Genomic DNA, 25,463 nt, shown 5'->3' with positions numbered 1-25,463 from the left:
GCTATTCTTTATAAAAAACCCTTTTTACGCGATCGCCTATTCCTGTCAGTATTTCGTAGGGAATGGTGCCGATCGCTTTCGCGAGGTCGATAATCGTCACTTCTTTGCCAAAAATAATTACCTCGTCACCTTCTTCGGCATGTGCGTTGGTTACATCCACCATGGTCATGTCCATGCAGATATTTCCGATGGTCGGGCAAAGTGTTCCATTCACGAATACTTTGCCTACACCATTTCCGAGCCGTCTGTCGTAACCGTCTGCATAGCCTATTGCAAGTGTAGCAATGGCCGAATCATGATCGATCTGACCTTTTCTGCTGTAACCGACGGTTTCGCCGCTGGTCAAATATTTGATCTGGGAAATCACGGTTTTCAATGTGCCTGCGGGCTGTAACGCGTTTTGATCCTGGCCGGTAGCCTCCACGCCATAAAGCCCGATTCCCAATCTGACCATATCCAGCTTGAAATCCTGGAATCGAACGATACCTGCGGAATTGAGTATGTGCTTGATCGTTTTATACCCAAGTACCTTTTCGATCTGCGCGGCCCCTGCTGTGAACATCTGGTACTGATGTTGAGAAAATTCATTGTGTACCCCCTCATCGGCTCCAACCAGATGAGAAAAAATACTTGAGACTTTTACAGATGGATTTTCTGTCAATTTTTCAATCAGCCAGGTAAGGTCGTCTGCCACAAAACCCAGCCGGTGCATGCCGGTATCCAATTTTAAATGGATAGGAGGGATATATGCGCCTTTTTCTTGTTTGTCGATATAAATAATCCAGTCTTCCAGAACGCTCCGGCTGTAAATTTCCGGTTCCAGTTTATATTGTAAAAGAAGGTCAAAAGTGGGTGTGGCCGGGCTCATCACCATAACCGGCAGCGTGATACCATTCTGGCGAAGGGCTACACCCTCGTCCGCATAAGCTACTCCGAGGTAATCTACACGATGGTATTGGAGCAGAGATGCTACCTCAGCACTGCCGCTTCCATAGGCAAATGCTTTCACCATCGCCATGATTTTCGTTTCCTTGCCCACCCGTGACCGGTAGTAATTAAGATTGTGGGAAAGCGCATCCAGGTTGATTTCCAGTACGGTAGCGTGTGCTTTTTGCTGTAAACGCTGTACGATCTTCTCAAAGGAAAACGGCCTGGCACCTTTCACAAGAACGAGGCTGTCTGTCAGGGAGTGAAAGGAAAATGATTTCAGAAATGTATCGGTATCGGGGAAAAAAGCCTGATCCGGAAAGTCGAACAGCTCTGATTGCCCGCTGATATTCGGGCCGATAGCGATGAGTTGTTGTATATTTTTTTCCTTTAATAATTTGGAAACTGAGCTGTAAAGCTCGAAAGGCGTTTGTCCGGTTTGGAGAACATCGGAAAGAATAACTGCCTTTTTTTGACGCTGTTCCTGCTGGTCCAGAAAATTAAGGGCCATTGAAAGTCCCTGAATATCATTGTTATAAGCATCGTCGATCACATAATTGTGATTAATTCCTTCTTTGAGTTCCAGTCGCATTGAAACCGGTTTCAAATGCCTGATCCGTTCCTGGACAGTTGCAGCCGGAATGCCGTAGTCGAGCATGAAAACAAGGCAGTGTGTGAGGTTTTCCAGCGAAGCTTCGTCGCGAAAATGCGTTTCGAAATAATGTGTGCCCAATTTACCACTAACAGAAATTATTGTCCTGTCTTTCCGGTCCGCAAATGTTACCTGAACATCCGCACCACTACGGGGACTTCCCCAGCTCAATGTCTGCAAAAACGCATTCACCGGCTTTAAAATCAGCCTGATCTCTTCGTCAATATCCGTGTAATCCTTGCGATAAATTAGCTTTTTGACCTTTGTGAAAAGGCGTAACTTCTCGGTAATCTTTTGTTTACGGCTTCTGAAACCGTGATCGTGGGCAGTGCCGATGTTGGTGAAAATGCCTATTGTAGGCTGCATGACTGGTTGCAGATACTCCATCTCATGTGCCTGTGAAATGCCTGCCTCGAAGATTCCTAAAGTATGCTCCTGCCCCATATTCCAGACGGAAAGCGGTACGCCGATCTGCGAATTATAGCTTTTTGGACTGGCTACAATGCGGTTTCCCGGAGAAAGCAGCTGAACAAGCCACTCTTTCACGATTGTCTTTCCATTGCTCCCCGCAATTCCTACAACCGGAATAGCAAATTGATTGCGTTTGCCGGAAACCAGCTTTTGCAGTGCCCGGATCGCCGAGGGTACCGTCCAAATTTTGGCGTCGTTCCATCCTGCTGTCAACTCACGAAGATGTTCGGATAAGTGCGCTTCTTCCACCACAAATTCGCGAATACCAGCCAGATACAGCTCAGGAATAAATTGGTGTCCATCATGCCTTTCACCCCTGATCGCAAAAAAGATACTCTGGTCAGGGAATGAAACCTGTCGGCTGTCGGTGAGGATGTAAGCGGCGTTTGTAGAGATAGGTTGGGAAGTGTTTCCGGTAAAGCTCATTCCAATGCAATTTTTCAGGGCACAAAGGTATCAAACCTACATCCATTTCTTAGCCCTGAAATAAAATATCATCCCGATCGTAACCATCGCCATTACACCCCAAACATAAAAGTAGCCATAACGCATTTTCAGCTCCGGCATGTATTCGAAGTTCATTCCGTAAACACCGACTATGAAAGTGAGCGGCATGAATATCGCCGAAAAAATCGTGAGCGTTTTCATGACCGAGTTCATCCGGTTACTGATCGTCGATAAATGCACGTCGGCAAGGCTGGCTACAAGTTCGCGATAAGAATCGATCGTGTCGAGCACCTGCATGACGTGGTCGTAGAGATCGCGGTAATAGGGTATAACGTCCTTGGCTATTTGCGAGTTTTCCTCTCTCACGAGCTGGTTCAGCATATCGCGGAGTGGCCAGATCTGTCGTCTGGCGACTGTGATTTCGCGTTTCAATGCGTACAACTCGTTGAGCGATAAGTCATCAGAACCACTGATCACGCGGTCTTCGGTAATGTCAAGATTGTCTCCCAGCTTTTCAAGGACGATGAAGTAATTGTCGACTACAATATCGAGCAATGCAAAAAGCAGGTAATCCGGACCATTCCGGCGCGTTTTGCCGACGGAAGCTTCCAGGCGCGCAAGTACCGGCGCAAAAATATCGCTTGTACGTTCCTCCTGGAATGAGATCAGGTAATTTTCCCCCAAAACAAAACTGACATGCTCCGGCGACAGACAAACCGGGTTCTCTGTCTCAACGTGCAGCATTTTCAACGTCAGGAACAAATGTCCGGAATCGTAAAATTCAAGCTTTGGCTTGTGCTCGGTATTCACAACGTCTTCCAGCAGCAGCGGGTGCAATTGATACAGCTTGCCCAGCTTTTCAATCAACCCCGTTTCGTGGATGCCGTCCACATCCAGCCAGGTTACCACAGGTTGTCCGGCGGGGGCGGGTGTACATTCGTTCAACGACTTCACTGCTTCGTCCCTGATCATCTTATCGTTGTACTGGATGCGCCTTACCTTGGTTTTCAAGGCGATCTCCGGCCCGATATAGGTTAATGTGCCAGGGGAAGTGAGGAGGTTGCGTCGCTTATACCTTTTCGTTTTCCTGATCAAAGGGTGCTGTTCCAGCTTATTCTGGTGGGAAGCGCTTTCTTCTTTATCCAATTTAGTTTATGACTTAAGATGAAAAACCAGCAGGGGCACGTGCGTATCAATGATGAGTTTCCTGGTAACACTCGGGTTGATCAGGAATTCCTCGATAAACGACCGTTCCCGCGATGACATGATCAGCAGATCTGCATTTACTTCGTCGCAATAATCTTCAATACCGTCCAGCACATGATCCGCTTTCCGGTACACGATCTGGTCATCGCTGATTGCAAATGCATTTTTTAACTCAGTAATGTATTGATTGTCCGGCTGTATGTCGGGCTGGGAATCAGATTGTATTTTGAGTAATGTCAAATTGCCGCCCAGTTGATTCATCAGAACAAAAACCTCTCTCAGAATATCATGCTCCTCATATTCAAACTGCGTAGCATATACGATCTTACTGAATCTCGTCGGATTGCTTTGAGGTGGTATTACCAGCACCGGGCATTTTGAATGCAGGGCGATCTGCGTTGCGGAACTTCCGATCAGTTTATCCAGAAACCCGCCGGTACCCGTTCTTCCGATCACGATCAGGTCCGGATGATGTTCATTAATAGCTTCCTCCACAGCAGATTGCACACTGCCAAAAATCCATAACGGGCGAACCTGATATCCCTCTGCTGCGAGTTCATCCACATAATCTTCCAGTTTCTTACGAAATTCGTCTTCCAGTTCGCTTGTCATGTTCAGAAAATCCGCCCCGCCGACTCCCGGCATAACGCCGCCCGGGGTGAGGTTCACGTCTACGATGTATGGCTGATAGGCATGCAGCACAAGGAGCTCGGTAGCTTCTTTGTGGGAAATCATTTTTGCCGCCGACAATGCGCGTTTGGCATTTTCGGAAAAGTCAATAGGAATCAGTATCCGGTTCATGATATGCAAGGGTTGAAGTATATAAGCGTGCTACCAACATATTCATTTTAAGTACTGCATCAAAGGATTCCGCTCATGTTTTCAGAATTTCCGAAGCCAAAATGAATATGCATCGCAGATAGTTTGCAAATTTGGAGTGTCGCTGAAGGCACATATTAAAAATTTTGTGCCAAATTGAGCTAAGAAATGACATCCGCTAATCTTCTCCATTTCTATTCTCCTATATGAAGAGTAAAATTACTATTATAAACATCGCATTGATTACTATTGCGGCACTTGCCTCAGTTCTAAGTGCTTATGATATTATTTCCCTTTCTGATAGCCTGTTGATCACACTTCGGTGGCTCGCTCTCGCGGGACTGATCGTATTTGCGATTCTTAAGAAAAACCTGACAACCTCCATTTTGATCTCGATGCTCGTCGGTACCGAGATCGGCTACGATTTCCCTAAAATGGGTACCGAGCTGCACTTTCTGCGACAGATATTTTTACAGATGATCAAAACCGTCATTGCGCCCCTGCTTTTCGCAACGCTTGTGACGGGTATCGCCGGGCATTCGGACTTGAAACAAGTGGGTCGAATGGGCTGGAAGTCGCTGCTGTATTTCGAGGTGGTTACCACCTTTGCATTGCTGATCGGATTGTTTTTTGCCAACTGGTTCAAGCCGGGCGAGGGCATTATTCCTCCTGAAAGTTTAAATGCAACCTTGCCGAAAGTAGCCGAGCAAAGCTGGCAGGATATTGTTCTGCATTCATTCCCTGAAAACGTAGCCAAGTCTATTTACCACGGAGAAGTACTTCAGATCGTTGTTTTCAGTGTCCTCTTCGGCATCAGTCTTGCCTTATTGCCAGCCGCTAAGAAGGAGAAATTCGTACATGGCGTAGAGCTGCTTGCGGAGGTGATGTTTAAGTTTACCAAAATCATCATGTACTTCGCGCCGATAGGTGTGGGCGCAGCGATCGCTGAAACCGTCGGCCACATGGGAATTGACGTACTCAGAAACCTCGCGTTGCTGCTGGCAACTTTGTATTGTGCATTGATCGTATTCATCCTGGTCATTTTCGTTCCGATCGCATTGTTTGCCCGGATTCCAATCATCAAGTTCGCGAAGACGATTTTCGAACCCGTTTCCATTGCATTTGCAACTACAAGTTCAGAGTCCGCATTACCCAAAGCGATGGAGAAAATGGAAAAATTCGGTGTGCCGCGACAGATCGTTTCATTTGTAATGCCCACCGGATACAGCTTCAACCTTGATGGGTCCACCTTATATCTCGCACTTGCGACCGTATTTGTTGCGCAGGCGACAGGCACAGAAATGTCTATCGGACAGCAGCTTACGATGGTTTTATTACTGATGCTGACGAGTAAGGGGGTGGCTGGCATCCCGCGCGCTACGCTGGTTATATTGCTCGGCGCGATCGCCAACTTTGGAATGCCCGAGTGGCCGGTTTTGCTGATCATGGGTATTGATGAACTCATGGATATGGCGCGTACTTCGGTGAATGTGACCGGGAATTGCCTCGCTACTGCTGTAATCGCGCGCTGGGAAGGAGAGTTGGATGATGAAAAAATGCATAACTCCGACCTCATTCCTGACGAACCGGCTGCAACCCAGCTTTAATCTTTATTTAGTAATTGAATCAGTAACATAATGTTGACCCTTTACGGAATACCCAACTGCGATACCATTAAAAAAGCCCGTACCTGGCTGGAAAAGAATAAGATAGCCTATACATTTTACGACTATCGGAAAGACAGCATCAGCACCGACAAAGTCGAGAACTGGTTTAAGGCATTTCCGTGGGAAAAAGTGATCAACAAAGCTTCCACGACATGGAAAGAGCTTCCGGAGGAATTGAAACTGTCTGTTACGGACGAGAAATCGGCCGCAAAACTGGCCGTGGCGCACACGACCGTGATCAAAAGGCCGGTGATCGAAGACGCCACCGGGAAAGCGGTAACATTGGGTTTTTCTGAAAAGATCTACGAAGAGACTTTTCTTAAATAGCTGCTTTTGTAGTCACGATAACTACTCTGGAATTATCTGAAAGCGTGGTGGCGAAGAGGTAATATTCGCCTCCTTCTTTCAATTTCCACTTTTTCCTCAAATCCTCTGTTGTTGCCGGGAAATTGCGGATTGTCAGATTGGCTTTGTTCCCGCCGATGTGTTTTGAAATTTCACGAATATCCGGCTTGCACACAGCTGTGATTTTGAATGATCGCCCTGGAAAGTCCCCGACCAGAATCTCGGAAGTATAGAGCTGACTATTCACGGCCAGTTTATTCAGCGCATACCTTTCACAAACGGTCTTGAATGCACCCGCTTTCAAAACGGCAGCGTGCGGTTCATATAAATAATGAAGTGGTTCCGAATAAGTGACGGCTGCGTCTCTTTCAGTTTCACGATCAAAGTCAAGCGATTTTAATGCAACTCCCTGATCGTCCAGAATACGGACTTTAATCGTAAATCTGCTGTGTTCCTGATCTCTATCCAAAACAAAAAGCAGCTCTTTACATTCCTGTTCATAACCGATCACGTACACTTCTTTGAGGTTTTCCAGCTCGCGGGAGGCTAGATCGATGTCTAATAACGGGGAAGTTTTGAGCAGGATATTGGGTGCATATTCAAACAGTAATCTTTGGTTTGAAACAATGTCCGGCGTGCAGTCAGAGAGCAGCACAACCTTCTCACGCTGCTCATTTCGTCTTGCTGGATCCGCGTAAATCCAGTCGACAGCAGGTTGGTCAGCCTGTAATTTAGCGAGGGAATCCGCATTGTGGACAGTTATATTTTCCGCTCCGAGTTGCTTGAAATTATGCCCGGCAGTGGCTGCAACGGCTTCCTGCATTTCGAAGTAATGTACTCGCCCGAATTTCCTGCTCATATAAAAACAATCCACTCCCATTCCGCCGGTGATATCTGCGAGCGTTTCGCCGGATACCAGGCTGGCCTTGTAGCGGGCAGTCGCCTCCGAGGAGCATTGTTCGACGGACAAGGCGGGAGGAAATATCAATTTTTCATTCGCATACCAACCGGGTAATTTTTTAGCCGCTTTTTGTCTGGATAAGATCTGTGCAGCTAGTTTCTTGATATCCAAACCTTTGAACTGGTTAGCCTTCAAAATAAGCTGGCCGGCATTTTCATGTCTGTGATTATTGATAAATGCAATCTCTGGTTCAGAGAGGCCGGTTTCTTCCATTTCCAATTCTTTTATCCAAACCAAAATTATAACTTGTCGCTCAATATCCTATTTCCCTAAGTTAACCTTAAAAAAACATGAGAATTAAGACCTTTGAAGAGTATCAGGTTGCCTACAAACAAAGCGTAGACGATCCCGAAGGTTTCTGGGCGGAAGTAGCCCAACAATTTCAATGGCGGAAACCCTGGAAAAAAGTCCTGAGCTGGGATTTTACACAGGCTAATGTGAAATGGTTTGAAGGCGGTTCGATGAACATTACTGAGAACGCGCTCGACAGGCATTTGGAAACGCAGGGAGACCAGGTTGCCCTGATCTGGGAACCCAATGATCCCGAAGACCAGGCAGTTTCCATAACCTATTATGTGCTTTACGACCGCGTTTGCCGGTTTGCCAATGTGCTGAAAAAGCACGGTGTTAAAAAAGGGGACAGGGTTTGTATATATCTCCCAATGGTCCCCGAACTGACGGTCGCAGTGCTGGCATGCGCCCGGATCGGAGCGGTGCACTCCGTGGTGTTTGGTGGGTTTTCCGCCAAATCAATTGCAGACAGGATCAATGATGCTGCATGTACCATGGTGATCACTTCCGATGGTGCTTTCAGGGGAAATAAGGTAATTCCGATGAAAGCGACTGTGGACGAGGCACTTGTTCAGTGTGATACAGTTAAAAATGTAATTGTGATGACCCGTACCCGCACGCCGGTTTCGATGCTCAAAGGGCGCGACCTGTGGTGGGAAGAGGAAGTGAAGCACGTCGATTCTGTGTGTCCGGCCGAGCCGATGGACGCGGAGGACATGCTGTTTATCCTGTACACTTCGGGTTCAACCGGAAAGCCAAAGGGTGTTGTGCATACCTGCGGCGGCTACATGGTTTTCGCTACTTACACTTTTGCCAATGTGTTTCAGTATGAAAAAGGCGAAGTGCATTTCTGTACGGCGGATATCGGCTGGATCACAGGGCATAGTTACATCGTTTACGGACCACTATGTTATGGCGCTACCTCCGTTGTTTTTGAGGGTGTTCCTACTTTCCCGGATGCAAGCCGGTTATGGAAGATTGTTGAAAAGCACAAGGTAAATATTCTTTATACTGCGCCCACAGCGATCCGTTCGCTGATGAGCTTTGGTTTGGATTATGTAAAAGGACATGATTTTTCTTCTCTCAAAAAACTGGGTTCGGTAGGGGAACCGATCAACGAGGAAGCCTGGCACTGGTTTAAAACCAACATCGGCGGTGACCATTGCCCGCTGGTAGACACCTGGTGGCAAACCGAAACCGGTGGAATTATGATTTCGCCACTGGCAGGAATTACTCCTGAAAAGCCTACTTATGCAACCTTGCCGCTGCCGGGAATTCAGCCGGTGCTGGTCGATGAAGCGGGAGTTGAAATTGAGGGTAATGGTGTGAGCGGGAATCTTTGTATCAAGTTCCCCTGGCCAGGCATTGTCCGGACAACTTACGGTGATCACGAGCGGGCGCGGCAGACTTATTTTTCTACCTACCCGGGCATGTATTTCACCGGTGACGGTTGCTTGCGTGACGAAGATGGTTACTACCGCATTACCGGCCGCGTTGATGATGTATTAAACGTTTCAGGTCACAGGATTGGAACTGCTGAGGTTGAGAATGCGATCAATATGCATCTGGGTGTGGTTGAATCAGCGGTTGTCGGTTATGCGCACGATATCAAAGGACAGGGTATTTACGCGTATGTAATCGCAGAAAACGAGATCGACGATGCAGAAATGTTCCGGAAAGATATAGCAGCCACCGTTTCACGGATCATTGGTCCGATCGCCAAGCCGGATAAAGTGCAGTTCGTAACCGGACTACCAAAAACACGTTCAGGAAAGATCATGCGCCGGATTTTAAGGAAGATATCGGAAGGTGACGTGAATAATTTGGGAGATACATCCACATTGCTTGATCCGGGCGTTGTGGAAGATATCAAGAAGGGCGCGTTGTAGTTCGCAGTTAATGTAATATACCAAAAAGCCCCGGAAGGGGCTTTTTGGTGTTTATGTCGTTTTTTGATTTACGAAATAAAAAGTGAATCGATTCACATTTGCGGAAAAGGTTTCAGGAGGCCTATTTACCCAGAAGCTTTGTAGATATTTACCTTTTCGCATGAACCGCAGCCTTATCCGCCGCGCAGCCACATCCCTTCGCACAACCTCCGCTGTTGCGGCTGTCAAAAGCTTTCCAAACCCGCCATCCGATGTATCCGGCGGCGGCTAGAAACAGTAGTAATATGATGATTTCCTGTGTCAGCATAAATCAAAAACATGGACCTACTTCCAATTGTTCCTCAGTGCCAGTTGAAATGCATGCTGATAATGGTGCTCGCTGTGCCAGGCGTAATTTGCGATCACTTCGTCAAGGCGGAAAACCTTGCCGGTCGCCGGGTGCGTGTAAGTTCTTGCCAGGTCCTTTTCATCCATTGAATTCAAAAGCAAAACCCAACGCAAATGCACGTATCGCATCAGCTGGATAGAGAGATCAATCTGTGCGGTTTTTGCATCGGGTAGTTCGGCCCAGAGTTGTTCTTCGTAAGGTTTGATCACCGGATTGTCTTCCGTCAATGCGAGCCGACAGCGCGTGTAAGCATTAATATGACTATCCGCTACGTGATGCACCAGCTGACGAACCGTCCAGCCATCTGGCCGGTAAGGCGTATTCAGCCTGTCATCTTCCCAGCTCCCCAAAAGGTTGATAAACTTGGAAGGTAATGCACTGATAATTTGAATGTTGGATTTTACTTCAGCCGGTGTATAGCTCTCCTGAGACTGAAACAAGCCGATAGGGTAACGCAGTTGATCGATGTCCATTTCTAATGTTGAATGACCGGGTCGCCGGTGCGATAAATGACTGAATGGATGAAGTGGGGAGGAAAGGGAGGAAGGAGGAAAGGGAGGAAGTAAATTTTTTTTCCCCCTTCCTCCCCTCGTCCATTCCTCCTTCCTCCCTTCTTAAAAATTCTCTTTAATCACCGCCACCAGTTCGTGATGGGCGGGGCCGGCGGTGGCTATGATGTCTCCTCCGAAAAGATAATTATCTGTGCCGTTAAAATCCGTAACTGTGCCGCCTGCTTCTTTGATCATCAAGACGCCCGCGGCCATATCCCAGGAATTGAGGTTGTATTCATAAAAACCGTCGAACCTTCCTGCCGCTACGTAGGCCAGGTCCACAGCTGCTGCGCCCATTCTTCGGATACCGTGCGTTTTTTGCATCAGCAATTCCAGAATGTACATGTAGCGTTTTTGTTTTTCAAACTTATAATATGGAAAGCCGGTGGCGATTAGGCTATCCTGTAAAAGTGGTACGCTGGAAACCTTGATCTGCCGGTCATTACACCAGGCTCCGCCATCTTTCCAGGCGTAAAACATTTCGTCCATACTAGGTTGATGGATCACTCCAAGCAACAATTCTTTCCCCTTTGCCAGCCCGACACTTACGCAGTAGACAGGTAGTCCGTGGATAAAATTGGTGGTTCCATCAAGTGGGTCAATGATCCAGTTCAGGGCGTCCGGATCGGGTTCCGTGCCTGTGGTACCCTCTTCTGTAATATAACTTGCTTCTGGTAAAATGCTGCTCAGACCGGCCACAAGTAGCTTTTCGGCTTCCTTATCAACATATGAGACCAGATTATTTAAGTCTTTATATTCAATTTTCTCACGTGAGAACAGCGCCGCTTCCTGCTGAATGAAGGAAGATGCCTGCCTTACGATCTCAACTGTTTTTTGTGTCAGCAATTTCAGATCCATACTCCTTTTCCCCCGAGGGGATTTTTGAAAGTGAATTATTAATGTAATACACCCTGACGATCAGCATCAGGAGGATCGGGATGACTACATAGTTATGCTTGGTCGCATTACCCGTCGCGCAAAGTAAGAGAAATCCATAAAAAATCAAGAAAAACTGAAACCACGAAGGTTTCTTCTTCTCAGAAAGTACAAATATCACGGGTAGCCAAAGCGGGAATGCCCACAGAATATCATAGTTCCAGGTGGTGACGCCGTGATTGGTACCAAACCACAATAAAAGCAGTATCCAGCCCGCCAGACCTACAATCGAAAAGAGAACCTTGTCCAGCAGGAAATTGATCTTTTCTTTTTTTGTCTGCCAGTAAGTGAATGCAACTACCAGCACAGCCAGTGTCCAGAAACAAACAGCAGGCGTCAGAAAGCCGGGAGGGGCAGGGGAGGCCGCGGTAAAGAGCGGCTGGGTGGTCAATACCAGCGGCTCGACTCCTTTTGCCGTTTTTACCTTGGCGTCGGTAAACGCCTTCGCCATATTATCAGGCAGGAAAGTCGCCTGGTAAGCTGTTGCGATCTCGTCGGAAGGAGCGCCGATCGCCAGGTCCATCCCAAAGTCGGCCCATGGTTTTTGCTTGTACGCATAGCGATCGATCCATTGCCGGAAGCTTAGCTTTTCTTTGGTGTACCCGTTATAAATCAGACTGTCGCCGCAAGCTGCCTGCAATGCGCCGGACATGCGCGTGGAGCAATTGTCGTAAAAGAATTTGTATTGATATTCCCGGTTTTCCGGCAGGTAATTGTTCTCTAAAAACTGAAAAAGCTTTTGTTTTTGGCTGTTAGAGAGGTTTAATACCTGCTCGGAAATGGAGCGGTTCTCCATTTGCCAATGTGCTGCCTGCAACGAAAGTTCTGAAACAGAAAGGGAATAGGGGAGCGTTCCCCGCAAAAATTTGATATAAAAGTTACCTTCCCCGAAACTGAACGTACCATAATTATAGGCCCGGTCAATGCCGGTTACCGGGTCGTAAATCCACAATACGCTGTGTCCAAAGCCGGAATACAGCTCCTGTCCCGGGCCGACCGTGACGAGGCTGGCTTTTGCTTCCGGGCTCAGCATAGGCATCTGAGCGAACGCAGGCGATATTTTTAACCAAAAAACAAACAGGAACAGGCTAATATTCCGGAGCTGGCGGGGGATGCTAATCCTCATATTTATCAAATTTCTTTTTTTCTTCTGCTTTGCCCGCAAGTACGATCACAATCTCGCCTTTTACGGTTTTGGTGGTAAAATAATCAATCACTTCCTGTAAGGTACCTTTCACATTTTCCTCATAAATCTTTGTCAGTTCTCTCGAAACGCACACCTGCCGGTCGGCGCCAAAGAATTCGACAAACTGCTGCAATGCTTTCAGCAACCTGTGCGGCGATTCGTAGAAAATCATGGTCCGCTCTTCGGCAGCCAGGTTTTGGAGTCGCGTTTGCCGCCCTTTTTTGTGGGGTAAAAAGCCTTCAAAAGTAAACCTGTCGCAGGGCAGGCCCGAATTGACCAGTGCAGGTACGAATGCAGTAGGGCCTGGCAGACATTCCACATCCACTCCCTGTTTAATACATTCTCTTACCAGCAAAAAGCCGGGGTCGGAAATAGCGGGCGTTCCGGCATCAGAAACAAGCGCCATTGTTTCGCCTTTCAAAATGCGTTCGACGACGCGGGTGACTGTTTGGTGCTCATTATGAATATGATAGCTATGCAAAGGTTTGGAAATCCCGAGGTGTTTAAGCAGCGAGCCCGAAGTGCGGGTATCTTCGGCCAGCACGGCGTCCACGCTTTTTAAAACATTGATAGCACGTAAAGTGATATCTTCCAGATTTCCAATGGGGGTAGGGACGATGTAAAGTTTCATTTAAAAATAGCCGGACAATCAATGAAGAGAAGCCGGCTCGTCAGTTTATTTCCTTTTCTCAAAGATTTGATCAATGGCCGCCGCCAGTTTTTGGTCTTTTTCAGTGACGATATCACCTTCACTGTGCGTATTCAGTTCGAAGCTCACCTTATTATAGGTATTGGTCCAGAAAGGATGGTGGTCCATTTCGTTGACGGTTTCAGAAACCTCGGTCATGAATGCAAAAGCCTCTCTGAAATCCTTAAAAGTGAAGCTCTTTTTCAGCTTGTTATCTTCCTCTGTCCACATAGTCCTGGTCGTTTGTTGATACTAATTTTTGGTTACATGGTACTCTACGAACTTATCCGGTGCATTGCCGCGTGCGCAGGTGATCGTTTCAATCACGTACAGATTCTTTCCTTTGAAGCTACCGGAGCCTTTCATGGAAATCCTGCCGCAATCGTCTTCGCCGGTGCCTCGGTCGTAAGTGAAACTTAATCCATTCATTTCCAGTTGTTTGGTGTGGTTAAATGGAGTTATTTCTTCCAGATCCAGCTTGTTATCTGCAACCCGGCTTATCTTGACTGTAACGGCCAGCGAATCCTTTTTCGATTTGTTAAAAAATTTGTACCCCTGATAGGTCCCGCTCAGTTCTTTTTCTGCATCAACCTTTTCAGCGGGTTTCGTATTGTCGTCGCTTTTTTTACAGTTGACCAGAAAAAACAGCAGAAGCAGTAGCGCCGGGCAGGTTTTTAACATTTCATTGCAGGGTTAGTACTTTATAAAACGAATATACGACGATTATCGTTGTTTTTAATGATCGGGTTAAACACCCGAATCGCATTTGATAAGTATATTTGCAGCTTTTAAAATCATTATGAAAATAGAACTAGTGCGCGTCGATGATGCCTTCCATTTCGAAGGTTCAGGTTCATCAGAAGTAAAGGTACATACCGACGGTTCACCGGAAATCGGAGGTAGTAATCTGGGTGTCAGACCTATGGAGCTGCTTTTGATGGGGCTCGCCAGTTGCAGTGCGATCGATGTGGTATTGATACTGAAAAAGCAGCGTCAGGACATTACCGATTTTCGCGTTGTGGCCGATGGCGACCGGGAGCAGGAGGAAAATACTGAACGCAAGCCGTTCCGCAAAATCCACCTGACTTTCAAATTTGCAGGTAATCAGCTGGACGAGAAAAAGATAAACCGTGCGATCGGACTTTCAATGGAGAAATATTGCTCGGCTACGGCTCAGCTTGAAGCACTTGCGACGATCACCTACGAGGTAGAAATCGCCAACGTATAATTTCAGTTCAGCTTATAATTTCATTGCCAGATGCAACAATACCAGGACTTGCTCCGCCATATTCTCGACCACGGAGTCCGCAAAACGGACCGTACCGGCACCGGAACGATCAGCGTTTTTGGCTATCAGATGCGCTTTAACCTGCAGGACGGATTTCCGCTGGTTACCACCAAAAAAGTCCATACAAAGTCCATTATTTACGAGCTATTGTGGTTTTTGAAGGGAGATACCAATATCAAATACCTGAAAGACCATAACGTTTCGATCTGGGACGAGTGGGCGGATGAAAATGGTGATCTCGGACCAGTTTATGGTAAACAATGGAGAAGCTGGGAGGGCGCGGACGGTAAGTCTGTCGACCAGTTGCAGGAGATTTTGAGACAGCTTAAAAATACTCCGGATTCGCGCCGGATTATGGTTTCGGCGTGGAATCCGTCAGAATTGTCGCAAATGAAATTGCAGCCTTGTCACGCACTGTTTCAATTTTATGTGGCACCTGCTGATACAGATAAGGGTGAAACCAAAGGGAAGTTGTCCTGCCAGCTTTACCAGCGCAGTGCGGATGTTTTCCTGGGCGTACCTTTCAATATCGCCAGTTATGCATTATTAACGATGATGGTTGCGCAGGAATGCGACCTTGATCTGGGCGATTTTGTCTGGACAGGAGGAGATACCCATATTTACCTCAACCATTTGGAACAGGTGGAAACGCAATTGAGCCGCGAGCCCCGTGCATTGCCTACGATGGCGATCAATCCGGACGTAAAAAACGTCCTGGATTTTAAATTTGAAGATTTCGAGCTGCGTAATTACGATCCCTGGCCGGGTATCAAGGCGCCGGTGGCGGTTTAGCAATTGAGAAATGAGTATTCAATACGTTCTTGAAATCATCGGGACTTTCGCATTTGCCATTTCAGGCGCGCTGGCTGTGAAAGACCTGCAAAACCCCGATTGGTTCGCAGCATTATTTACCGCATTCATTTCTTCGATAGGCGGCGGAACATTACGTGACATTCTGCTTGGAAGTTACCCGCTGGTATGGATCAGCGACATTACCATTATTTATGCAATCCTGGCTGGTGTACTGGCCACATTTATATTTTTCAAATTCCTCCTGAGACTCAGAAAAACGCTGTTCCTTTTTGACACTTTCGGAATTGCATTGTTTACGATCGTAGGCACGGAAAAGGCGCTTCACTTAGGCGTAAGACCAGAAATTGCGGTGATTATGGGCGTTTTCTCTGCTACAATGGGTGGCGTGATCCGGGATGTGATGACGAATGAAATCCCAATCATTTACAGGAAAGAAGTATATGCAACTGCATGCCTTGCAGGGGCATGCAGTTATCTATTGTTTGATGAACTTGGCATGGAACGAAATAGCGCTTTCATTTCTGCGTCGCTCGTCATCATTGTAATCCGCCTGCTGGCTGTTCGTTTTGAATGGAGCGTACCGCGGTTTTTCAGATAAATCAGAAGCTATTTCTTTTTCTTTTTGCCTTTCACGCTCGTCGTAACTGTCTTCGGAGTGACTTTTGGCTGAATTTCGGCGATTGTCTTTTCAATTTGTCCCTTGAAAAAACCGGTGAATGCCTGATCATCAGACTTGCCCAGCGTAAGTGCTTTTTGGGCTACCGGCAGCGCCTCATTGTATTTGCCTAATTTGGCTAGTATTGAGGATTTTAGCCACATATTATAGTAAGATTCTTTCAATCCGATCGCTTTGTCGGCCCAGGAAAGTGCCACTGGCAAATCTTTTCCTTTTGTAAGTAAGTATCCCGCCCCGTTTTCCAATGCATCAGTATCCTCGGGCTTTTCTGCAATTACTTTGTTCAGGGCATTCATAGTAAGCGATTCCGTGCGTATCGAAACCGGAATGGGAACCTTCACCGACGACCACGACAGGATCACATAACCGGTACTATCCGAAACGGGCTCAATGTCTATTTTGAAAGCCTCGTGAAATTCCCCCGAGGTAGGCCCGATAGTCACACGTGCTACATCTTCGGATTCTTGGTAGCTTTCTGTTCCCTGATCATATTTTTTGTTCAAGATCACCGTCCAGGCCGTGCCCGAAGGAATCGAAAGCAACGCGTATTTCCCTGCGGGTACCGTTCTGCCACCGAAGTTGAATTCTGTGCTGGCTTCAAGTGTAGTCGGGCTGTTTGCTCCGGTGCGCCAGAGCTGGTTGTAGGGCGCGAGTGCAGAGCTGTCGGCGAATACTTTTCTTTTTTTGAGCGTAGGCCGTGAATAGTTAACGGTAAAATCAGTAACGCCAATAGTTTGCATTACCTGCGCGCCCTGACTCAATGCCGGCGTGCGCTGTCCGATCGCATAAGTAGAAAGCAAAACGGCAAGCAAAACAGTTAGTAGATGCTTTTTCATAGGATAAGGTGGTTATGGCGCGATGTGTTAAACTTGCGGTGAAATTAGAATTAAAAAATCAGATAGCCTAGATGAAACGCCACAGTTTGATTGCACTCCTGGATTCATATAAACCGGAATCCGGGGAGGAGGAAAAGATGTATTTTGAAACGATAAATTTTGTACGAAAGAACCCTGACTGCTTCAAAAGGACACTCTTAGAAGGTCATATTACAGCCTCGGGCTGGGTTTTGTCAGCTGATAAAAATTCAGTTCTACTGATGCATCACTTCAAATTGAACCGCTGGTTCCAGCCGGGCGGACATTGCGACGGCGATCCGGATGTAGAAAGTGTGGCGCGTAAGGAAGTATGGGAGGAAACAGGGATCAACAACTTGATTTTGGCCAGGAAAGGTATTTTCGACATCGATATTCATCCTATTCCTGCCAACAAAGAAACCCCCGAACACCTGCATTATGACATTCGGTTTGCCTATCAATCTGATGAAAAACAAGAGATTGCAATCAATAGCGAATCCCGGGACGTACAATGGATCCCTATTTCAGAAGTCCGTCATTTCAACAACTCGGAATCGATCATGCGAATGGTCAGGAAGACTATTTCTTTATAAACTTTAAGGTGCGTTCCTGATTATCAACCTGAATGCTCATCAGGTACAAGCCAGCAGGTAAGTTTCCGGCAAAAATGGTGTGACTTTCTGTTAAACGCTCGGTTTTGTTGTACCTGGAAACGCCATTTACACCGAATACATTCAGGCTCGCATGCCTGCCGATGAGCGCGGGCGGAATTGTCAGCGTAACATTGGTATTTACCGGATTTGGGGCCAATATAATGGAGCTGATTATCCCCTCTTCGGTGCCAAGCGGGCTGAATTCATCGGCGATAATCTGCTCTGCTTTGACTGCGCTGGGGACACCGAAGCCTAACTTATTATCAGGAGCATTGGCCAGGTGACCTGATTTTTTTAATACATAAATAATCTGCTGGGCGGTGAGTTGCGGATGTGCCTGCCAGAGGATCGCGGCTAGTCCGGCGATCAAAGGTGAAGAAAAGGAAGTACCGTTGCCGCTGCTGGCAGAGCCCGAGACAGATCCTACCACAGTGCCGAATCCAACTGCCGCCAAATCAGGCTTTTGCTGGCCGGCTGCATTGGGGCCAATGGAACTTAGCGCGGCATAGCTCCGGTCATAGGTAGTAGCACCGACCGTTAATACGGAATCCACATCGGCAGGGGCGGTAATGTATCGCCAGGCATTATTCCCTTCGTTACCCGCCGAATTCACGACCAGCATTCCGGTTCGCGTCGCAAACCGCGCTGCCCGGCTGATAATGGTCGTTTTTCCGTTCATGTCCTCATAAGTATAATTGTAGGCATCGGTGGCAAAATCATCGTCGAAAGAATAATAACCCAGCGAAGTGTTCACAACGTCGGCGCCGATACTATCCGCCCGCTCGGCGGCCAGAAGCCAGGTTATTTCTTCATAAGGCGATTCTCCGAAGTCATTTTCGGTGTGGTACAGTGCGTAAGAAGCTTTGAATGCTGCACCGATCATTGTGCCGGGCTGGTAAGCGGCCATAGTCGAAAGTACGTTGATACCATGTGAGCCGCTATTGTAAACGTTGGTTTCCCGGTTCAAAAAATCATAGGTGTCGATAATGCGTTTTTCAGTTCGCAGCTGATCAAGAAAGCCTAATGTATTTCCGTTTACAAAACCGTTATCCATCACGGCAATCAGCATATTCTCGCCCTGAAATCCTTTTTTATGCAACTCCGGCACTTCCATTAGTGCGAGCTGTGCATTCATATTTCCATAGTTGAGGTCTTCCGTTGTGCCAAATTTTTCCTGGCTTTTCGCTACACGCTGGATGCCCGGAGAATCGGAACTGATATTTGCTACCGGCAGGTTAAGCTCAATGCCTTTGTAAAAGGCCAGTTTCTTAATCGCTTCCAATTGGGCGGCCGAAGCTTCTATCAACACGCCATTGAACCAGCGTGTTGAGAAGATCACGGCGGCGCCGGTTTGTTTTATAGCAGTAATATAAGCAGGGTTGACCGGCAGGTCGGTTGCAGTAACCGGAACATTTTGCCTGTTTCTACGCGCAATAGCCCTTTCTGAAAGGAAATCCTGTGGCTTCTCCACCGAATAGGGGGTGCCTGTTTTGTCTTTCAAAAGCACCAGATACCTCGGGCTACTTTGGGTGAAGGCAGCATTTGAAATAAATGAGAACAGGAAGATGCTGATGAATAGAGTTTTGCTCATTGTTTTCCGATTTTTTCAAAAATAAACATTTCCTTCCAACCTGATTCGATGATGCCTTTTCCGATGCAGTCGCCTGCGTGACAGTACTGTATGTTGAGCCGCTCGCGCAGTACCAGTCCAACGTTAGCGGCGTATATTTCGATATACTTCTTTCTCGACAAAAGTGTTGAGTCGTCCTGACGGACGATTGTTACGGTGTGCGGATAATGTTGCCCTCCGATCTTCATGGGCTGATTTACATGCAGGGCCAGACTTTCCGCATTGCCAGCAATACTATACCCATCGCATTTCCATTTCAACCGTTCGGAAAGCGGGAAGAGCATTTTAATAACCGGTCTGCCATTTTCCTGCTCAAAAACCTTCTCAGCTGAAATCCAGGCGGCACTGACTGAATCGGTTTTCCACTCTTTGAAAGAATCTTCACGAGTATATTGAAGTGGGAAAATCAGCTGCCCGTCGGCTTCAAATGAATGCTGAACCGACCTGCGCACTTTGAGCCGGCTTGTGTGTATTTGCTGGTCTGAAATGTACTTTGTCCGTTCAACCCTGAACTCGGAATAGGTGCCCGGTTCGAGCGGGAAATAACTTTTTTCGGAAAAATCAGGAGCCGGAGTTTGTCGGCAGGAGATGAATAGAAGAAATGATGATAGTGTGGTAGTAGTTTTTAGCATGTGTGTATGTTTAAAAATATCAGGCGACTTTCTCGCCGGGAATATCGCGGCCGCCCAGGTGTGGACAGTCAAGCAGTTCCCCGATACCGGAGTAGGGGACAATAGTCTTTAAATAACCGTAATTTTCGGCAAGTGTGACCGTTTTGTTGTGATCGCCCATCGAAATATCCACATCATTCATCCCGAACTGGCAGGGATGCTCGTAACCTGACGCGTGCGTAATTTCAATGATCTCTTTGGCAAGCGTGCTCATATAGTTGGAAAAACGTACGCTTTTCAATGCCGGATCAATGCCCGATTCGAGCCATTTGTTATTGGTAGTAATTCCGGTCGGGCAGCGGTTAGTGTGACAGATCTGCGCCTGAATGCAGCCTATTGACAGCATCGCCTCTCTTGCAACATTAATCACGTCGGCGCCCATTGAAAATGCCATCACAGCCTGGGCCGGCAGGCCGAGCTTGCCGGAAGCGATGAATGTAAGCTTGTCGTTCAGGTTTCTTTTCTGGAAAATTTTATAAACAGTACTAAAAGCAAAAACGAGTGGAAGTGAAACGTGGTCCGCGAAAGAGGGCGGTGCGGCGCCGGTACCGCCTTCTCCTCCGTCTATCGTGATAAAATCGGGGCCTTTACCAGTTTCTACCATCAGGTCGGCGAGCTCTTCCCACATTTCCGTTTTTCCTACGGCAGATTTAATGCCGACCGGCAAACCGGTTGCCTCAGCCATTGCTTCGATAAAATCGATCATTCCCTTCACATCTGAAAATGCACTGTGGTAGGGAGGAGAAACGACGTCGACACCCATAGGTACATGCCTGATTTCTGCAATTTCCGCGGTGATCTTGCTGGCCGGAAGTACACCTCCTTTTCCGGGTTTGGCGCCTTGCGACAGTTTCAGCTCGATCATTCTGACGAAAGGATTTTCTCTTGTCATTTTTACCAGCTTTTCCATTACAAAATTGCCTTCCAGATCGCGTACGCCGAAGTAAGAAGTGCCCATATTGAACACCACATCAGCTCCGAAACGGTGGTAGGGGGAAAGGCCGCCTTCGCCCGTGTTATGGTAGTTCCCAAACCGGTAAGAGCCTTTATTCAATGCTTCGATCGCCCGGGAGGAAAGCGAACCAAAGCTCATTGCGCTTACATTGACGATAGAACGCGGGCGGTAAGGCCTTTTTCTCTTGTGATATTCGCCAATTACTTTGGCAGCCGGAATAGTATAATGGTGCGGATCGTTTCCGTTTTTGACGTGGTGATTGTGCGTTGAATCTATTTTTTTAGGTAAAAGGGCCGGCTTTACAAGCACATAACCAGGCTCGTGCATATTCTGGTCCGTCCCGAAACCCTGGTAATTATTTTCCTTTTTCGCAGAAGCATAGATCCATGAACGCTGCCGGCGGTTGAAAGGGAGTTCTTCCCGGTTGTTGGCAACGATATACTGGCGCAGTTCCGGCCCGATCGTTTCCAGCATATAACGGAAATGCCCTACCAGCGGAAAGTTATGCTGAATGGTATGTTTTCTTTGCAAAATATCCCTCAGCGCAATCAGCACGATCACTATCAGAATATAAACCCAAATAGGGACCGATGCCAGAAAGGAGAGCGTACCATCCATGAAAGTGTATGATTAAATGTCTTTTTCTTCCCAGACAGTCACCTGGCTGAGGTCTTTCCAGTAGCCCGGATAAGATTTTACGACAACTTCCGGTTCCTCTATTCTGATCGGCGCAACCATTCCAGCTGGCGCAAAAGCCATGGCCATGCGGTGGTCGTCGTATGTATGGATTGAAGGTAAGTCCTGCGGTTGAAAGTCCCTGGTCCGGGAAACCTCGTACAAATGATTTTTTTCAATCTCCGTCAACTCCGCCCCGAGCTTTTTTAATTCCTGCTGTAAGGCGAAAATGCGGTCAGTTTCCTTTATTTTGAGACTTTCCACGCCCGTCATGGAAAGCCGGATATTTTTCACGGCGCAGCATACGGCGACAGTTTGGGCAAGATCGGGACAATCCGAGAAATCCCAGCCGATAGACGCAGCGGCAGGTATTTTGGTTAGTAACACTCCTCTCTCTGTGAACAAACTTTCTACTCCCAAATGCCGCATGATCTGAACGATCGCGCTGTCACCTTGTAATGAATTTTTTTTCAGCCCCAGCAACTCAACTTCTGCATTTTCCGACAAAGCGACAATGCTGTACCAATAGCTCGCGCCCGACCAGTCGGATTCGATGGCGTAAGGCTTTGGCTGGTATTTAAATGGGGGAATCGTAATCTTGTTGGTTTGCCAGTTTGCCTGATATTCAATGCCGAAATGCGCCATCTGATTGAGCGTCATTTCAATATAAGGCCGGGAGCCTACTTCGCCTTCCAGCTGGATGGTAAGCCCGCTTGGCAGCTGGGGCGCGATCATCAGCAATGCAGAAATATATTGACTGCTGACGTCTCCCCGCATGGTGAGCTCATGTTGTCCCGAATAAGTAAATCCATTCAGTTTCAAAGGCGGATATCCTTCTTCTTTTTGGTATTCAATATCTGCACCCAGTTTTCTTAATGCATCTACCAGAATTCCGATCGGCCGCTCGCACATGCGCGGGGTGCCAGTCATGATTTTTGTTTGATTGGTTACTGCGTAATAGGCAGTAAGAAACCGCATTGTCGTTCCTGCGTCGATCACATCGGCTATTTCTTCGTTTGCATTCAGTAAACGCATCATAGTTTGCGAATCCCTTGCTTCCGAAACATTGGAAAGTTCGCATTGGAATCCGGTCAGTGCATTGATGATCAATGCCCGGTTGCACTCGCTTTTCGAGGCTACCAGTTTAATTTCGGCTTTTACGGGTTGTTTCGGTGGGTAAACGACAATGGATTTCACTTTTGCAAAAATCAGATTTTGAATAGGCGACGGGAATGTGCCACTAATAGTTAATATGTTTCCAGAACTTTGAGCTTGTTGCGGCTATTGATTTTCAGGGAAGAGAATGTGAGCCGGTAACAAATATAACCTGCAACCATCATAGAGCCGCCAACGGCAAGCGACGTCGCGTCGGTGGTAAATCTTTTGTCGTCAACGCCTTTATTGAAGAAGTCGGCGCCAATGAAAATCAACCCGGCGAGCGGAAGGATCGGGGCCAGCTGAGATATAAAGGGAATGCGGCGTGACACCTTCATAAGGCGGATGTCTTTCAGTGGTATCTCCTGAAAATCCATGCGGCCTACTGCCTCGTTGAGTATCCCGATGGTGAAAGAAGAGTCTGAAACGCTGGCGATGGTTTCGTTAAATTTAATGGTTTCATTGTGCATTCTGAACTTGATATTGTCGCCGGGAAAAAAACGGTAGCGGTGAAATCCGCCGATTGCCGGAGAAGCGTCCAGTACCAGATATTTCTGGCCGGGCGTTGCGATCACTCTGCTTGCGCCGCCTTGTTTGAGAAACAATTCTTCACTGGAAAGGGCCTTTTGAGGTTGGTAGTGGTCTTGCGACCAGACTTCATAACTCCCGGAAAGTAACACAAGAACGATAAGCAGCAGCTGTCTCATAGCACAAAAAGAATGGTTCAAATATAGGGAATCATTCTCTTAAAAGGGCAGAAGTGTTGCAATGTTGGTTATTTAGATCGACATACTCAGTCTTCTTCGGTGGTTTCTTCCTTGGAGACTTTGACTGAAACACCACCTGATACGATCATTTTCATGACGTCGGTCGAAGAAGCTTCTACGGGTACGATCAACGCGGCAGGAACGATCAGAAGCTCGCCGGAAAGAGAATAGGAAAAAGGAAAATAGACTGCCACGTGGTCGGTGATTTTGAGGTGAGTCAGATCGTTTTGGGTGATGAACCCGATCTTTTTGATTTCCGCGTCCTTGTAAATAGTGACCAGTACCGGCTGGTTAAATTTTTTCTTATCGCCTACAAACGCAAGAATAAGATCTTTAATGGAATAGTATATCAGGCTGACCAGCGGGATCCGCCGCATCAGGCTTTCGGTAAATTTAAAAAAGGACTGCGGGATGATCGTTGAAAAAAGAAAACCCAGTAAAATGATCCCTAAAATAATAATGAGCACGCCAAGCCCTGGCAAATAAACCGATTGCTGATTGGAAATGGGGATGTCGATCGGAATAATATTGTCCAGATATTCGACGCCGCTCCAGATAATGAGGACTGTTGCATACAGCGGTGCGACGAGCACCAACCCGCGTATGAAATAGCTTATGATCCTTTTCAGGACTGAATTCTTGATTTCCATTTAATAAGAGGCCGTCGAAGCTGAAAGGGTGGGTAGCGTGTATTAGTTACGGACAATGAAATATTGGACGATGCCGATTGAATTTGGATATTTGCAGCCGGCAGCAACTTGTGGCTGCAATCTCGGTAAAAATAAAAAGAAGTTCACTCATTTGATTATATGTACCAGGCCAGTTATTTGAAACATTTTACAGAAGAAGTTTTTCTGGCGATCGGGTGCCCGGTCGAGGAAGCGAAACTGGCTTCGACAGTACTGATAAGCGCCGATCTGCGCGGAGTTGATTCGCACGGAATAGCGCGTTTGGCCGGTTATGTACGGTTATACGACAATGGGAGATTGAATCCGGCACCGGTGGTAAAGATAGTCTATGAAACGCCGAGCACAGCAGTGGTCGACGGGGACCGGGGGCTAGGGCTCGTCGTAGCGCCACAGGCGATGGAAATCGCGATGGAAAAGGCGGAAAAGGCAGGTTCGGGCTGGGTCTCAGTACGTAACTCAAATCATTTCGGTATCGCCGGCTATCACGCAATGCTTGCGCTTGAAAAAGATATGATCGGTTGGACGATGACTAATGCAGCTCCGCTTGTTACGCCCACTTTTTCTCTTGATAAATTACTGGGAACCAATCCAATAGCGGTGGCGGTGCCAGCAATGGAAGAACCTGCATTTGTGGCAGATTTCGCTTCAACAGCTGTGGCTTACGGCAAGTTTGAGATATTGCAGCGTAAAAATTTACCTGCACCGCTGGGCTGGGCACAGGATGCGGACGGGAATCCCACGACCGATTCCAATGCAGTAAAGAGCGGCGGCGGCTTATTACCACTAGGTTCCGACCGGGAGCACGGAAGCCACAAGGGTTACGGGCTGGGTGCGATAGTGGATATATTTTCAGGCGTACTTTCGGGTGCTAATTTTGGTCCCTGGGTGCCACCTTTCGCTACTGCCGGATTTATGTCAGCGCAGGAAGGTGTAGGTTTGGGTACCGGACATTTTCTCGGCGCAATGCGGGTGGATGGGTTCAGACCCGCCGATGATTTTAAGAATGATATGGACAAATGGATCCGGGCATTCAGAGGGGCGCGGGCTGTGGAAGGAGAAAAGGTGCTGATCCCGGGAGATCCGGAGCGGGAAATGGAAGCACAAAGGAGTGTAAATGGAATCCAATTGCTGGAACCGGTTGTTAAGTCACTGGACGAGCTGGCGAAAAGGTTCAGTATCCCGTTTCAAAGTAATTTATAAACAAAAGAAAATT

The 25,463-nt window shown here is 47.3% G+C and carries 26 protein-coding genes; 8 read left to right on the top strand and 18 right to left on the bottom strand.

The window, feature by feature from the left end; genetic code table 11:
- Window position 1 precedes the first annotated feature (1 nt).
- The 3 genes from FXO21_RS04480 to FXO21_RS04470 are packed head-to-tail and all read right to left on the bottom strand — an operon-like array spanning window position 2 to window position 4,504.
- On the bottom strand, window positions 2-2,476 hold the full coding sequence (locus FXO21_RS04480; RefSeq protein WP_149638968.1) for a bifunctional UDP-N-acetylmuramoyl-tripeptide:D-alanyl-D-alanine ligase/alanine racemase: 2,475 nt from the start codon (window positions 2,474-2,476) through the stop codon (window positions 2-4).
- A gap of 36 nt (window positions 2,477-2,512) precedes the next feature.
- Window positions 2,513-3,643 carry a magnesium/cobalt transporter CorA gene (corA, locus tag FXO21_RS04475; protein WP_225865566.1) on the bottom strand — a complete coding sequence of 377 codons (1,131 nt, stop codon included), beginning with the start codon at window positions 3,641-3,643 and terminating at the stop codon, window positions 2,513-2,515.
- A gap of 6 nt (window positions 3,644-3,649) precedes the next feature.
- Window positions 3,650-4,504 (bottom strand): universal stress protein, encoded by an 855-nt coding sequence (locus FXO21_RS04470; protein WP_149638967.1) that lies wholly within the window; start codon window positions 4,502-4,504, stop codon window positions 3,650-3,652.
- 224 nt (window positions 4,505-4,728) lie between these two features.
- Between FXO21_RS04470 and FXO21_RS04465 the strand changes: the two genes are divergently transcribed.
- Window positions 4,729-6,129 carry a dicarboxylate/amino acid:cation symporter gene (locus FXO21_RS04465; RefSeq protein ID WP_149638966.1) on the top strand — a complete coding sequence of 467 codons (1,401 nt, stop codon included), beginning with the start codon at window positions 4,729-4,731 and terminating at the stop codon, window positions 6,127-6,129.
- Between the two features lie 30 nt (window positions 6,130-6,159).
- Window positions 6,160-6,516, top strand: a complete 357-nt coding sequence (locus FXO21_RS04460; protein WP_149638965.1) for an ArsC family reductase — start codon at window positions 6,160-6,162, stop codon at window positions 6,514-6,516.
- Here FXO21_RS04460 and FXO21_RS04455 read toward each other — a convergent pair.
- On the bottom strand, window positions 6,509-7,708 hold the full coding sequence (locus tag FXO21_RS04455; protein ID WP_149638964.1) for a THUMP-like domain-containing protein: 1,200 nt from the start codon (window positions 7,706-7,708) through the stop codon (window positions 6,509-6,511). The two genes, FXO21_RS04460 and FXO21_RS04455, sit on opposite strands and share 8 nt — an antisense overlap.
- 77 nt (window positions 7,709-7,785) lie before the next feature.
- On the opposite strand from FXO21_RS04455, the gene acs reads away from it, so the two are divergent.
- Window positions 7,786-9,675 (top strand): acetate--CoA ligase, encoded by a 1,890-nt coding sequence (gene acs, locus FXO21_RS04450; RefSeq protein WP_149638963.1) that lies wholly within the window; start codon window positions 7,786-7,788, stop codon window positions 9,673-9,675.
- 148 nt (window positions 9,676-9,823) lie between these two features.
- On the opposite strand, the gene FXO21_RS04445 is transcribed toward acs, so the two are convergent.
- From FXO21_RS04445 to FXO21_RS04415, 7 genes are all read right to left on the bottom strand, one after another.
- The gene (locus FXO21_RS04445; protein ID WP_149638962.1) at window positions 9,824-9,982 is read right to left on the bottom strand and encodes a FeoB-associated Cys-rich membrane protein; all 159 of its coding nucleotides are present in this window, start codon (window positions 9,980-9,982) and stop codon (window positions 9,824-9,826) included.
- Between the two features lie 17 nt (window positions 9,983-9,999).
- Window positions 10,000-10,536: a YfiT family bacillithiol transferase gene (locus tag FXO21_RS04440; RefSeq protein WP_149638961.1), complete on the bottom strand. Its 537-nt coding sequence runs from the start codon at window positions 10,534-10,536 to the stop codon at window positions 10,000-10,002.
- Between the two features lie 141 nt (window positions 10,537-10,677).
- Entirely contained in the window at window positions 10,678-11,472 is a 795-nt protein-coding gene (locus tag FXO21_RS04435) for an inositol monophosphatase family protein (RefSeq protein WP_149638960.1), read from the bottom strand.
- Window positions 11,438-12,676, bottom strand: coding sequence for a lipoprotein N-acyltransferase Lnb domain-containing protein (locus FXO21_RS04430; protein ID WP_149638959.1), 1,239 nt, complete (start codon window positions 12,674-12,676; stop codon window positions 11,438-11,440). The genes FXO21_RS04435 and FXO21_RS04430 overlap by 35 nt, the downstream gene beginning before the upstream one ends.
- The gene (gene rsmI / locus FXO21_RS04425; RefSeq protein WP_149638958.1) at window positions 12,666-13,367 is read right to left on the bottom strand and encodes a 16S rRNA (cytidine(1402)-2'-O)-methyltransferase; all 702 of its coding nucleotides are present in this window, start codon (window positions 13,365-13,367) and stop codon (window positions 12,666-12,668) included. The genes FXO21_RS04430 and rsmI overlap by 11 nt, the downstream gene beginning before the upstream one ends.
- A 45-nt stretch (window positions 13,368-13,412) precedes the next feature.
- Complete coding sequence (locus FXO21_RS04420) at window positions 13,413-13,655, bottom strand: 4a-hydroxytetrahydrobiopterin dehydratase (RefSeq protein ID WP_149638957.1); 243 nt, start codon at window positions 13,653-13,655, stop codon at window positions 13,413-13,415.
- A 21-nt stretch (window positions 13,656-13,676) separates the two neighbouring features.
- Window positions 13,677-14,105, bottom strand: a complete 429-nt coding sequence (locus tag FXO21_RS04415) for a hypothetical protein (protein ID WP_149638956.1) — start codon at window positions 14,103-14,105, stop codon at window positions 13,677-13,679.
- A 118-nt stretch (window positions 14,106-14,223) separates the two neighbouring features.
- On the opposite strand from FXO21_RS04415, the gene FXO21_RS04410 reads away from it, so the two are divergent.
- Genes FXO21_RS04410 through FXO21_RS04400 form a run of 3 tightly spaced genes read left to right on the top strand, consistent with a single transcriptional unit; the run spans window position 14,224 to window position 16,123 of the window.
- Window positions 14,224-14,652 (top strand): OsmC family protein, encoded by a 429-nt coding sequence (locus FXO21_RS04410; RefSeq protein ID WP_149638955.1) that lies wholly within the window; start codon window positions 14,224-14,226, stop codon window positions 14,650-14,652.
- A gap of 30 nt (window positions 14,653-14,682) precedes the next feature.
- Window positions 14,683-15,504, top strand: coding sequence for a thymidylate synthase (locus FXO21_RS04405; protein ID WP_149638954.1), 822 nt, complete (start codon window positions 14,683-14,685; stop codon window positions 15,502-15,504).
- A 10-nt stretch (window positions 15,505-15,514) separates the two neighbouring features.
- Window positions 15,515-16,123 carry a trimeric intracellular cation channel family protein gene (locus FXO21_RS04400; protein ID WP_149638953.1) on the top strand — a complete coding sequence of 203 codons (609 nt, stop codon included), beginning with the start codon at window positions 15,515-15,517 and terminating at the stop codon, window positions 16,121-16,123.
- Window positions 16,124-16,131: 8 nt separating this feature from the next.
- Here FXO21_RS04400 and FXO21_RS04395 read toward each other — a convergent pair whose 3' ends face one another.
- Window positions 16,132-17,037 (bottom strand): DUF2911 domain-containing protein, encoded by a 906-nt coding sequence (locus FXO21_RS04395; protein WP_149638952.1) that lies wholly within the window; start codon window positions 17,035-17,037, stop codon window positions 16,132-16,134.
- Between the two features lie 71 nt (window positions 17,038-17,108).
- On the opposite strand from FXO21_RS04395, the gene FXO21_RS04390 reads away from it, so the two are divergent.
- Entirely contained in the window at window positions 17,109-17,648 is a 540-nt protein-coding gene (locus tag FXO21_RS04390; protein ID WP_149638951.1) for an NUDIX hydrolase, read from the top strand.
- Here the strand turns inward: FXO21_RS04390 and FXO21_RS04385 are convergent.
- From FXO21_RS04385 to FXO21_RS04360, 6 genes are all read right to left on the bottom strand, one after another.
- Entirely contained in the window at window positions 17,635-19,299 is a 1,665-nt protein-coding gene (locus tag FXO21_RS04385) for a S8 family peptidase (protein WP_149638950.1), read from the bottom strand. The two genes, FXO21_RS04390 and FXO21_RS04385, sit on opposite strands and share 14 nt — an antisense overlap.
- Window positions 19,296-19,970: a hypothetical protein gene (locus FXO21_RS04380; RefSeq protein WP_149638949.1), complete on the bottom strand. Its 675-nt coding sequence runs from the start codon at window positions 19,968-19,970 to the stop codon at window positions 19,296-19,298. The genes FXO21_RS04385 and FXO21_RS04380 overlap by 4 nt, the downstream gene beginning before the upstream one ends.
- Window positions 19,971-19,989: 19 nt before the next feature.
- Window positions 19,990-21,582, bottom strand: coding sequence for an FMN-binding glutamate synthase family protein (locus FXO21_RS04375; protein WP_149638948.1), 1,593 nt, complete (start codon window positions 21,580-21,582; stop codon window positions 19,990-19,992).
- A 12-nt stretch (window positions 21,583-21,594) separates the two neighbouring features.
- Window positions 21,595-22,836 carry a 3-phosphoshikimate 1-carboxyvinyltransferase gene (locus FXO21_RS04370; protein ID WP_149638947.1) on the bottom strand — a complete coding sequence of 414 codons (1,242 nt, stop codon included), beginning with the start codon at window positions 22,834-22,836 and terminating at the stop codon, window positions 21,595-21,597.
- 50 nt (window positions 22,837-22,886) lie between these two features.
- A complete protein-coding gene (locus tag FXO21_RS04365) occupies window positions 22,887-23,501 on the bottom strand; it encodes a hypothetical protein (RefSeq protein ID WP_149638946.1) in 615 nt (204 codons plus the stop codon).
- Window positions 23,502-23,587: 86 nt separating this feature from the next.
- Window positions 23,588-24,211: a DUF502 domain-containing protein gene (locus FXO21_RS04360; RefSeq protein ID WP_149638945.1), complete on the bottom strand. Its 624-nt coding sequence runs from the start codon at window positions 24,209-24,211 to the stop codon at window positions 23,588-23,590.
- Window positions 24,212-24,370: 159 nt separating this feature from the next.
- Between FXO21_RS04360 and FXO21_RS04355 the strand changes: the two genes are divergently transcribed.
- The gene (locus tag FXO21_RS04355) at window positions 24,371-25,450 is read left to right on the top strand and encodes an Ldh family oxidoreductase (protein WP_149638944.1); all 1,080 of its coding nucleotides are present in this window, start codon (window positions 24,371-24,373) and stop codon (window positions 25,448-25,450) included.
- The last annotated feature ends 13 nt before the right edge of the window (window positions 25,451-25,463 follow it).

This window comes from Dyadobacter sp. UC 10 (assembly GCF_008369915.1).
Classification (GTDB): Bacteria; Bacteroidota; Bacteroidia; order Cytophagales; family Spirosomataceae; genus Dyadobacter.
Note: the sequence above shows the minus strand (reverse complement) of the source record. Positions and strands in the feature narration are given on the sequence as shown.